Source organism: Halobacillus yeomjeoni, from assembly GCF_020171525.1.
Lineage (GTDB): Bacteria > Bacillota > Bacilli > Bacillales > Halobacillaceae > Halobacillus > Halobacillus yeomjeoni.
The window spans coordinates 263,512-274,673 of the sequence record NZ_JAIVAI010000002.1 but is presented as its reverse complement, the minus strand read 5'-3'; the positions used below and the strand labels follow the sequence as shown (position 1 = coordinate 274,673).

The following is an 11,162-nucleotide window of genomic DNA, read 5'->3' as shown; positions in this document are numbered from 1 at the left end:
TGATTAAGTAATGTGAAACTCAACCGAAAGAAGGAGACTGAATGCAACTCAAACACCTATCCATGGATGAACTGTACGACAAAGAAGAAGAGACCTTTCAAAGAATAGAAGAAGGCGACAACTCAGGGTATTACCCTTTAATTACTGTTTACGAAGAAATGCTGAGAAGGTTTAGAAGAGAAAGAGACACAGAAAGCATGGCTTACGTTAAAGAAAAGCTCGTTGACTATCTGGTGCGGTATGGATCCTACATGAAAATGAAGAAAGAAAAAAACAACAACGATGCATTCTCATCGTTGGAGAAGGCGTTGGAATTGAATTCCCGTCTTCCCATCGCGCATTACCGGCTTGGGTTTTTACAATACCGTAAGCACGAATACCTCAATGCTTCGAGGTGTTTTCATCAGGCGATTACCCTTCAGGAAAGGTCGCAAAAAAGTTATATGCTTGATGAACGCCAGCTTTATTATGCTCATTTATATGCGATAAACAGTGAGCTTCACCTTGTATATGAAACCCATGAAAAAATGGGGCGTCTGAATATGAAGGATCGCTATGATCCACTTGATTCAGGTGATATGTCCGGGTTATATGAACGCTTATTGGATAGTGATGCGTACTTAGCGAATCATGCTTTTGTAAAAAGGACGAACGAAGAAGTGAGTTATTGCTCGAAAGAAGCGTGTGAGGCGCTGATTGATAATCCTGATTCAAATACGTTTTACCTTTATTTCGGCGATCGGATGGTAGAAGCGTTGTTTGCTGACCATAGTGTCGATCTTTCTCATTCAGATGCGGATATTTTGAGATATCTGGTTTTGAAGTCCAGTGATAAGCCTTTGGATCGTATTGAATTGAGTCGTCTTCAAAATAAGATCAATCCAGTGGCCAATAATACTTTATCGCAGGTTATCCGGCGTTTACGTGCCAGAGTGGATCCGTTGGGTTTTTCCAATCATATCGTTCATACCGATCAAGGATATTCCATTGATCCGCTGCCTGGATACATCATCATGTATCGTCATGATGATGGTGTTGCGCTCGACTACTTAGCCGAATGACAGGGGTGTCATCGCTCCCTCCGTATAATTGGGGTATAACCAAAAGGGAGATGATGATCGATGAAAAGCTGGAACCAATTATTCATCAGACAGGGATTTTTACTTACGGAAGTACAAGAAGGGCATTTTCGTTGTGACGAAGAGTCAAAAGAGAATATGGAGTTTTTATTGGAAGCTTTAGGTGAACTTGAGGTTGACTATTCTTATGTAGAGTCCGAGTTAGTCCTTTTTGATGAGCCTGTGACAGAAGAGAAGTGGTTGTCGGTTTTGGATTTTAGAGGACGCGGACGGATTGGTTTTATCGGTACTATCTTGCTGGTTCGAAACTTTGATATGTACATCAGCGGTTTGGTCAGACAGTTTAATCGGATTGGATTAAAAACATCCCATAGTTGTGACGGCCATGATACAGGCAGACCACATATCGGTTTTGAAAATGATAGTGATGTAAGAAAAGCGCAGCGGATCATCCAATTAATAGGCAATGTGAAAGTCGATCGCCGGTACAGTGGAATCATCATACATGCGAATCGTACGCGTTTGCTGGATTTATGTGAAATTCTTCATGGTTTTACTGCAGAAGAGCTTTCCAAAAGTGATGACTCCATAAGAAGGAAGCTGTTTCAGCTGCGCCTGGAAGGTTTTCTTAGTATCCCAGGTGTGAGTGGTGAAGAAGACCAAATTCGTGATTTTGTGAAAAAGGAACTGACTCCATGGGTAGACCAGCTGACGACGGATTCCTACGGCAACCTATTAGGAAGAAAAGTATTCAAACACGGCAACGGACCGACGATATTGCTGAATGCACACTTGGATACCGCAGAAGACTTTTGTGAGGGCCGGACGATTGTGAAACATGGGTCTACATGGAGCTCGAGTGAAGGAATTCTTGGAGCTGACGACCGTGCAGGTCTTACGGTTTTAGTGGAAACCCTGCGGAGGTTGACCACTTCAAGTTTCGGTGGAACAGTCATCGTCATCTGTTCTGTGCAAGAAGAAGTGGGGCTTATAGGTGCGAGAAACGTGGATGAAACCTTTTTGTGGGGAATCGATGCAGCCTTTGTCCTCGATCGCAGGGGCGGCGGAGATATTGTGACTTCCTGTGGAGGATACGAACCTTTCTGCCACCTGGCATTCGGTGAATGGGTGGAGGATATCGGAAGGAAGTACAGCCACGGGGAATGGCGTTGTACGAATGGCGGCAGCAGTGATGCAAGAATCTGGGCCTCCCACGGTATTCAGACGGTCAATTTATCTGTCGGGTATCAATGGGAGCATACGGATGATGAGCAGTTGGATGTGGATGCTTGTTATGAAACGGTGAATGTCATGATGGGCGTTTTTGAGGAAGCGAGGTCCTTACGGGGAGTTTTGAGAGAGGTGCGGAGGCCTAGAAGAAGAACACCTGCGAGTTAAATTTCATAAGAGGTTTATGTGCCTGATCCTCATTTGTGTAGATCCTTTACACCTTGGGGGTCAGGTATTATATTGTTTATTGCACTTATACACAAAGGAGTCCATAATGAAAAAAATTATAATAGCAATATTGCTAGCTGGAGTTTTCACTTTTCTATCCGCTGCATTTGATGGAAGGTTAATAGAAACCCAACAAGAAAGGATAGAAGTAGAGGGACTGACCTTAGGTTATCCATTTCCATACATAAAACAGGCTGAATCTATGAGAGAACCTCCACTGCCCGCCTTTTTCGGGTTGGAATTAAGGAAGGTTAGAAGCATTGATGAAGTCGCAATGACTTTGAATTTTATGTTTTACCTGTCGATGCTATCGCTCATGTACTTACTATTGAAAATAATAAGACGTTATAAATCCCTCAGCCAAAATTAATAACTTGTTCTGGATGAAAGTTAATTAAAAATGGAGTTTTAATTGCCTGTCCCTAATGCTGCACCACAATGGGATAGGTAATTTCATTTATGGAATTCAATCTTCTTTATGTATCTCAGCAGCCAGTCTATCTACTTTCTTATTCAACTCTTTGATTCTCCGGTTTTGACTCAAACCGAGACTGATAGCGGTGATAATCATTATAGGGAGACCAAAAACCAACAGGATTGTGACTAGTTGCCCGGTAATATTCATACCACCCGTGTGCATCGATTCGTATACTCCACCCAATAGAAATTCATAAGATGTTAAATTGATAATGGTTCCAGCTCCTTTCGTATGTATGGTGAGCATTATTTGAGGAAGAATAAGGGGACTCACTCACGCTTATTAATATATTCTCAACGTATCATATAGACGCAAAAGAGAGAAGGAGAGGTGTAAGGTTTGATCCTTCTGCTTTTAAAAAATACGAGACCCCCAATACTCTAATGCATTGGGGGTCTCGCTCTTTATCATGATTATTTCACTCGAACCTTCGAACCTACTTCAAGAGCGAACGGATCCTTGTTCGGATTCAGTTCCATTAAGTCTTCGACCGTCACACCCTCATACTCCTGAGCTATGCTGAAGTACGTCGTGCCGGGTAAAACGTAGTGATAGGTTCCTGTGTGAAGGTCGGGGCTGATTCTTACGTATGATCCTACACTGAGACTCCACGCATTGACATTCGGGTTGAGCTCATAGATATCACCCAATGTTACGCCTTTATACTCCTTCGCGATGCTGTATAAGGTGTCACCACTTTCGACGGTATGGTAATTCTGATTCGGTTGTTCTTTTTGGACTTCTTCATCAGTCTTTATCGTAATTTCAGATCCGACTTGAATGATGTCTGCGTCAATTCCAGGGTTCCATTCGTACAGATCTGAAACGGATACATCTTCATATTCTTCCGCAACTCCCCAGAGCCTGTCTCCTTTTTCAAACGTTACTGTAGAAGTTTCGGCTGAAACGCCTGTGCTGAAACCAAGTGTCATTCCCAAAGCTAAGACAGGTGCAAGGTATTTTCGTTTATTCATAGATAGTCCCTCCGGTTGAGTTGTGAAATATCTTCCATTATCTGTCTTCCTTCTTTGTGTGTCATTCAAACGTAATATTTTTGTAATCATTTCCAAGTATACGGTTCAAACCTGGTTGATTACTTAAAGACATACGGTATCTGTGAGCCAGTGACCTCTCTAACTCATATCCCTTGATTTCCGAGTCATAATGGTTTTGTATGTGAAGGGAGGCAATCGAAACCAAGGAGGAATGCAGAATGAAATGGGGCATTATGGGAGCGGCTAACATCGCAAGAAAAGCATTGATTCCAGCGCTTCAGCGTGCAGAGGGTGCTGAAGTCACAGCTGTTGCAAGTTTGAGTGGGAAAGAAAAAGAACTGGCAGACACGTTCGATATCCCTTATACATATGAAAGCTATGAAGAACTTTTAAACGATCCTGAAATAGAAGCTGTATATATTCCGTTACCGAACCACCTGCATAAGGAGTGGACGATCAAAGCGGCACAGGCGGGAAAGCATGTGTTATGTGAAAAACCGGCCGCATTGAATCGTGCGGATATGGAGGAGATGCTTCAAGCGTGCGAGGAGAATAACGTGTATTTCTTAGAAGCGTTCATGTATCAGTTCCACCCACAGCACAAAAAAGTGAAACAATTGATGGAAGAAGGCGCAGTAGGAGAGGTATCGATGATCCAGGCGAGCTTTTCGTTCTTGTTCGATCGTTCCAATTACAACATCCGCCTCGATCCTGAGAAAGGCGGAGGTGCGCTTTGGGATATCGGCTGCTATGGCGTACACTCAGCCTTGAATGTCATGAATGAGGAAGTGAAGGACGTCCAAGTGACGGGGAACATCGATCCGGAACATGGCGTGGATACGACAGCGGCTGCCTCACTTTTATTGGCGAACGGCGTGGTCGTTCAAGTCGATTGCAGCTTTGATGCGACGTTCCGCAATGAGTATCAGGTGATAGGGACCGAGGGAATTATTAAGGTTCATGATGCATATCGTCCAGACAAAAGGGACAGCAAAGGTCTCATCACAGTCTTTGATAGTGAAGGGGAACAGGTAGCAATAGAAGAAGGGGATCAATATCGTCTTCAAGTCGAAACGTTCATGGATGCTATAAGAAATAATGGAAGTCTGGAATTCTATCACCAGGCGTCGTTGAGATACTTGGATGTGATGGAACAACTGCAAAACGGTTTGAAATAATATCAATTAATACCGCCTGCCTCTCGATGAAGATTACAAAGTATCTAACACTTATCCTTTAATGCTTTGAATTTTTCAACAAGTGCAGAGACGTGGGAACTTAGAGAGGGTATTTAAAAAGAAGGGGGAAGGTTCTTTTGAATAAACGTAGTTTAGGAAAAACAGGGATACAAGTCTCTGAAGTAGGGTTCGGTGCATGGCAGTTAGGCAACGAAAAAGATTGGGGGAAGATGAACGATAGGGAAGCTCTCAATCTAGTAAATGAAGCGGTAGCTGCTGGGTGTAACTTCTTTGACACCGCCCCTAACTATGGATCAGGAAGAAGTGAAGAGCTTCTCGGACAAGCTCTTAAAGGCAGAAGGGAGCAGGTGGTCATCAGTAGTAAGTGCGGCCATCACCCGAATGATGAGCAGGATTTTGCCCCGGGAAGGTTGCTGCGATCCGTAGATGAGAGTTTAAGAAGATTACAGACAGACTATCTGGATAGTCTTCTTCTTCATAACCCTCCATTTCAATCTCTTGATAGGAATAGTCCGCAATTTGAACTGCTTGAGAAATTGAAAGAACAAGGGAAAATCAGAGCTTATGGAGCTTCTGTCGATACCGGAAAAGAAATGGTGGAGCTGTTGAACAATACAGACAGTGAAGTTATCGAAGTGATGTTTAATATCTTTCATCAAGAACCGGCTGATGCTATAAAATCGGCTCACGGAAAAGGGGTGGGTGTGATTGCCAAAGTGCCTCTGGACTCCGGCTGGCTGACTGGAAAGTATGATGGCCAAAGTCGATTCAGCGGGATCAGAAGCAGATGGAGTAGAGAGGAAATTGAAAGGCGTGGAGAGTTGGTTGGACAAGTGCAGCGTATTGTAGGAGATGACCAGTCTATCGTTCAAGCTGCTCTGCAGTTTATTCTTTCTCATACAGGAGTATCTACTGTGATCCCTGGAGCAAGGAACATTCATCAACTGAAACACAATTTATCTGCTTCTGAAAACAGTTTGTCAGAAGGGGTTAAAGAAGAGTTAAGGCAACTTTGGGTAGAAGATCTACAACATGCGGAGCTTTCGTGGTGACTTCAAATAAGCTGTTCAAAAATAAAGTTTAATAGAAACATTTAATAAGTGCCTGATCTCTGCTGCGTTTTATCGCATTGGAGGTCAGGCACTTTATCATCTAACAAATTAATCTTTCTACCAATTCAACGTCTCCAGGAACCGAGCGTATGACCAAACGATCAAATTCACACCTATAATCGTCCACACGATAAGAAACCCGACCAGAACCTTCACCCGTGTGAAGAAGTCACTCACGTAAATCCTCTCCCTTTTAAGAGATTAGCTTCTTATCTAACTTATATGCTCACTTCTCCGGTCGGATTCCCATTAAGAGTGTCCAAGCTGTAAATTCTCATAAAAAAAGAAGAAGGTCTCTAGTAGAAACCTTCTTCTTACTCATGCTTTATTTTTTCTTCAACCGCTCAATCAAATCCGCAAGAGCAGGATCGTTGAGGTAGTTTCCGATCGTAATGATTTCCTTGTCAGGGTGCGCTTTTCTCGCTCGCTCCTGCAGGTCTTCATGGACGACGATGATGTCGGAGTGTTCCGGAGCATCTTCGATTCGGTAGTGCTTGACTTCGATGCCTTCGATTTCATTCTTCTTAAGTTTCTTCCTGAAGGTCGTGGCGCCCATGGCACTGCTTCCGGCACCGGCGTCACACGCGAAGGAAATCTTGTTGATTTCTTCCGTTTGCTGCTGTTTGGCAGCAGAAGATTTCTTGCCTTCTTGTTTCATCGCTTTCGACTTCTCTACAGAAGCAGCCAGTTCATCGTCATCTTCGGAACCTTTGTCCAATTTAAGGATGACCGATGTAACTAGGAACGTTACGACTGCGGCTACAAGTACACCGGCGATGATTCCGATGAAGCTTCCTTTCGGTGTCAAACCAAGGTAGGCGAAAATGGAGCCTGGGCTTGGTCCGGCGACGAGTCCTGCGTCAAACAGGCTGAATACAGCGATCCCTGACGCACCACCGGCGATCATACCGATGATTGTAAGGGGTTTCATCAGAACGTACGGGAAGTACAGTTCATGAATACCGCCGAAGAAGTGGATGATGATGGCACCCGGGGCTGTTCGTCTTGCCGTCTTTTTACCGAAGAGAGTGAATGCGAGCAGCAATCCAAGTCCTGGTCCAGGGTTGGATGCGACTGTGAAGTAAATGGACTTCCCGGTTTCGGCAGCGGCTTGCATACCGAGAGGATAATAGATTCCTTGGTCGATGACGTTGTTCAGGAACAATACTTTCGCCGGTTCGTTGATCAAGGAAAGCAGCGGAAGTAAGCCTGTCGCGACCAATGCTTCGATGGCTGCAGTGACCCCGTTGTTTGCGTATTCGATCGCTGGACCGATAAAGTAGAACGATAGGATCATAAGTAAGAAACCTAGAATACCGAGAGAGAAGTTGTTGACGATCATTTCGAATCCGGCTGGGATTCTATTTTCAACCAGCTTGTCGAATTTCTTGATGACCAAGCCTCCCAAAGGACCGATGACCATCGCGCCTAAGAACATCGGGATTTCGGATCCTACGATCAAGCCGATCGCACCGATCGCTCCCATGACGGCTCCACGTTGTCCGCCGACCATCCGTCCGCCGGTGATGGCTAACAAGAGTGGCAGGAGGTATTTGATCGCGGGTCCGACGATGGTTGCGAGTTCTTCGTTCGGCATCCATCCGGTCGGGATGAACAAAGCGGTCAGGAGTCCCCAGGCGATGAACGCTCCGATGTTCGGTAGTACCATATTGGTCAGGAATCCGCCGAACGCCTGCACCTTAGCGCGGGCGGAAGGGGATTTCTTGTATTCCACGACATTATCCGTGGCATGTGCTGGGTTTGCCATATGTGTCATTCCTTTCTTTTATAAAAATATAATCAGAGCAATAGCAAAGGAAAAGTTTTCGTATACAGGTTATTCAACCGAATTGATGACTTCCAACACGCGTTCTTCACTGTCCGCTTCTTCCAGCTGATCCTTCGTTTCATCTTCGATCAGGATGGAAGACAAGTCGGAAATCAAATCCAGGTGTCCGTCGCTGTCTTCAGCCGCGAGGACGAAGAAGGTCTTCACTTCTTTGTCTTTCGGGAACAGCACAGGTTCGTCCAGTTTCAAATAGGAGACACCTGTTTTGTTGACGGTGCCGTTGTTTTTGGCGTGGGGCATCGCGACTCCGGGTACGATGACGATGTAAGGACCGTTTTCGTGGACACTTTCGATCATGTCATCGATGTATCCGGAAGTGATGGATCCATTGTCCAGTAATGGTGCGGCTGCTTCCTGGATGCCTTGTTCCCAGGAATCTACGGATGATAAGAAACGGATATTTCCTTCTAGTTGTTCAGCTAACATATGAACACTACCTTTCGTTTGAAGTTACAATCGTTTTGTCTTCTTGCAGTCTGAAGTAGTTTTCTTTGATTTTCGTTCTGAGAGCGCTTTCTTTAATGCCTGTAAAATGGGCGATGGCTTCATCGATGCCATGCTCATGGATATAAGCTTGCAGCGTGACCGACTCTTCATCTTCCGGGTAGTCGAATAAGAAGGCCGATGCCACCGCGATGGAGAGGTTTTCAACCTGATAACCTTTTTGGAAAAGCTCCATGGTCGGTTTGACTAATCGTTCGTTGGCTCCAAGCTTTCGTATAGGCGCTCGTCCGACGCGAGTCACCTCATCGCTGATGTTTTCATTCTTGAAACGTTTGATTGTCTGTTCGATGAAATCACACATTTCCTTAGAAGCGAAGTTATGCTTTTCAATCAGATATCTCGCGGATTCCAAAAGAATCGCTTTTAAGAATTTTTCAATCTGCGGATTCTTCAGGGCACTCTGGATGGTAGGATAACCCTCGAGGAACCCTTTATAGGCTGTGGCCGCATGGCCGAGGTTGACGATATACAGCTTCCGTTCGATGAATGATTCCAACGTTTCGACGTAGGTCGCATCCTTGATTACCGGAAGGTCTGGGTTTTTCATTCCTGACTTTTCAATCAACCATTCATAATAAGGTTCCACCAATGTCCGTTCTCCTTCCTCTCTCTCCTCGGAGAGGGAAAGGCGGTCGATCGCAGAATTCGGAAATCCGACGTGAGATAAGAGCGTGTCCATTTCCTCATCGGATACGTTCTTACGAATCTCTTCTTTCAATGCCGAAGACGCGTCGATCATATTTTCATTGGCGATGAGGTCCACCTTGTTTTTACCGAGGTGGACTCTCTTTGCCAAACCTTTGGACAGGACAGGGGCGATCTTCGATAAGTTGTTCGCTCCTACCGAAGTGGTGATAAGGTCAGCGTCTACGATCGCATCTACGACGTCATCCTGGGATTTGCCATCCAGGGCGCGGACAGGGGAGATGGTTTCGACTGTACGATTCTCATCTATGATTTCCAGCAAATAGTTGTGATTTTCATTGATCCGTTCGACCGCCGTATCATTCACATCGACGAAACAAACGTCATATCCGGATTTGTTCAATAAATATCCGATCAATCCTTTTCCGATATTTCCTGCACCGAAGTGTAACGCTTTCATAATTGCCCCTCCTTAAAATCCCTAAATCCTCTTTCTAAAGGTTCTATTCAAGGTTTGCATGGTATTCCCAAAGCGATTGAAGTTCGATGTTTTTCTTGTTCACCATCATCAAGGCGAGGGAATCACCGAATAGCAGCAGGCTTTGTTCGAATAAACTCTTCATCGGCTGCTGGGAGTGCACTTCGCCAGGAGCGTCGATTTTCGAGCTGACAGGGATTCGGACGAACACATCCGCGTATTCACTCATGGAACTGTCCGGGTTCGCACCGATGTGAGCGACTCTGGCTTTGTACTGTTTCGCTTTACTAGCGATGATCAGTGGGAATTGTGTTTCTCCACTACCGGAGCCGACGATAAGCAAGTCTTTATCCGTGATCGCAGGTTCCGTGATTTGACCGACGACGTACGTTTGGACTCCAAGGTGTGCCAAACGCTTTGCAATTGCCTGAAGCGATAATAACACGCGTCCGACTCCTACAAAAAATACTTTTTCCGCTTTATTGATTTCCTCAAGCAACTGATCGACTTGTTCGCTGTCGACGTTGCTTAAACTTGATGTAATTTCCTCGGTTATTTGTTTTGTAGCTTCTGTGTAAGTGCTCATACTGATTTAACCTCCTCTTTTAATCCTTTGCGAATTGCTTGTTCAACGATTTCGATGTTTTCTGAAAGGGTATTTCCTGATTTGAATAGGCTTGTGCTTCCTGCGACCAAGATGTCGGCACCAGCTTCGACCAGTCCAGAGATTTTCTCAAGGGATACACGCCCGTCGACTTCGATCTTCGTATCGAGTCCTTTGGATTGGATCAATTCTGATAAGTCTCTCACTTTCTGAAGTGCGTAAGAAACCTGCTGCTCGTTCTTATCTGTCGCAAATCCTGGATTGATCAACATGAGTAGAACGGTGTCGCATTGTTCCAGTACATAGTCGAGTACGGATAGCGGAGTAGCCGGGTTCAGAGCGACGCCGACTTTCGTTCCCTGTTTTTTGACCAGATTGATGTAACGGTCGATATGGGAGCTCGTTTCAAGGTGGAACGTGATTTGGTCGACTCCGATATCAAGCATTTCCTGGATAAAAAACTCGTTGTCGTTCGCCATGATATGAACATCGAATTTCATATCCGTGACTTTTCTCAACTGCTGGATGGTATTGATGCCAAGCGGCATGCTCGGGCTGAAACTTCCGTCGATGACGTCTATATGCAATGTATCTAATCCGGCGCTTTCGAGCTCTTTTACACTCTTTTCCAAGTTGCAGAGATCGGCGCACATGATGGATGGTGCGATTGTCACTTCTTTTTGCATGTTTGTGCCTCCTTGATTGCTTGTTTATGCCTTTTTTTACATTCTAGTGCCTGTTTGTGCATTTGTAAAGAGTTT

General features: G+C 44.9%; 12 protein-coding genes. 5 read left to right on the top strand and 7 right to left on the bottom strand.

Annotation, left to right across the window (positions count from 1 at the left end):
• Positions 1–41: 41 nt before the first annotated feature.
• The 3 genes from LCL89_RS09565 to LCL89_RS09555 all read left to right on the top strand — a co-directional run bounded on the left by LCL89_RS09565 (position 42) and on the right by LCL89_RS09555 (position 2,907).
• On the top strand, positions 42–1,061 hold the full coding sequence (locus LCL89_RS09565; protein WP_224809903.1) for a helix-turn-helix domain-containing protein: 1,020 nt from the start codon (positions 42–44) through the stop codon (positions 1,059–1,061).
• A gap of 60 nt (positions 1,062–1,121) precedes the next feature.
• Positions 1,122–2,477: a M28 family peptidase gene (locus tag LCL89_RS09560; RefSeq protein ID WP_224809902.1), complete on the top strand. Its 1,356-nt coding sequence runs from the start codon at positions 1,122–1,124 to the stop codon at positions 2,475–2,477.
• A gap of 106 nt (positions 2,478–2,583) precedes the next feature.
• Complete coding sequence (locus LCL89_RS09555) at positions 2,584–2,907, top strand: hypothetical protein (RefSeq protein WP_224809901.1); 324 nt, start codon at positions 2,584–2,586, stop codon at positions 2,905–2,907.
• A gap of 96 nt (positions 2,908–3,003) precedes the next feature.
• Here LCL89_RS09555 and LCL89_RS09550 read toward each other — a convergent pair whose 3' ends face one another.
• On the bottom strand, positions 3,004–3,261 hold the full coding sequence (locus LCL89_RS09550; protein WP_224809900.1) for a LapA family protein: 258 nt from the start codon (positions 3,259–3,261) through the stop codon (positions 3,004–3,006).
• Between the two features lie 167 nt (positions 3,262–3,428).
• Positions 3,429–3,989 carry a LysM peptidoglycan-binding domain-containing protein gene (locus LCL89_RS09545; RefSeq protein WP_224809899.1) on the bottom strand — a complete coding sequence of 187 codons (561 nt, stop codon included), beginning with the start codon at positions 3,987–3,989 and terminating at the stop codon, positions 3,429–3,431.
• A 239-nt stretch (positions 3,990–4,228) separates the two neighbouring features.
• Here LCL89_RS09545 and LCL89_RS09540 point away from each other — a divergent pair, with 239 nt between their 5' ends.
• Positions 4,229–5,188, top strand: coding sequence for a Gfo/Idh/MocA family protein (locus tag LCL89_RS09540; RefSeq protein WP_224809898.1), 960 nt, complete (start codon positions 4,229–4,231; stop codon positions 5,186–5,188).
• Positions 5,189–5,325: 137 nt separating this feature from the next.
• The gene (locus LCL89_RS09535; protein ID WP_224809897.1) at positions 5,326–6,261 is read left to right on the top strand and encodes an aldo/keto reductase; all 936 of its coding nucleotides are present in this window, start codon (positions 5,326–5,328) and stop codon (positions 6,259–6,261) included.
• Between the two features lie 385 nt (positions 6,262–6,646).
• On the opposite strand, the gene LCL89_RS09530 is transcribed toward LCL89_RS09535, so the two are convergent.
• The 5 genes from LCL89_RS09530 to LCL89_RS09510 form a co-directional block, all read right to left on the bottom strand.
• Positions 6,647–8,089, bottom strand: a complete 1,443-nt coding sequence (locus LCL89_RS09530) for a PTS mannitol transporter subunit IICB (RefSeq protein WP_224809896.1) — start codon at positions 8,087–8,089, stop codon at positions 6,647–6,649.
• A gap of 69 nt (positions 8,090–8,158) precedes the next feature.
• Complete coding sequence (locus tag LCL89_RS09525; protein WP_197317989.1) at positions 8,159–8,596, bottom strand: PTS sugar transporter subunit IIA; 438 nt, start codon at positions 8,594–8,596, stop codon at positions 8,159–8,161.
• 7 nt (positions 8,597–8,603) lie between these two features.
• Positions 8,604–9,779: a mannitol-1-phosphate 5-dehydrogenase gene (locus tag LCL89_RS09520; protein WP_224809895.1), complete on the bottom strand. Its 1,176-nt coding sequence runs from the start codon at positions 9,777–9,779 to the stop codon at positions 8,604–8,606.
• A 43-nt stretch (positions 9,780–9,822) separates the two neighbouring features.
• Positions 9,823–10,383, bottom strand: coding sequence for a 6-phospho-3-hexuloisomerase (gene hxlB, locus LCL89_RS09515; protein WP_224809894.1), 561 nt, complete (start codon positions 10,381–10,383; stop codon positions 9,823–9,825).
• Positions 10,380–11,087, bottom strand: coding sequence for a ribulose-phosphate 3-epimerase (locus tag LCL89_RS09510; RefSeq protein ID WP_224809893.1), 708 nt, complete (start codon positions 11,085–11,087; stop codon positions 10,380–10,382). Before LCL89_RS09510 ends, hxlB begins: the two co-directional genes overlap by 4 nt.
• Between the last annotated feature and the right edge of the window lie 75 nt (positions 11,088–11,162).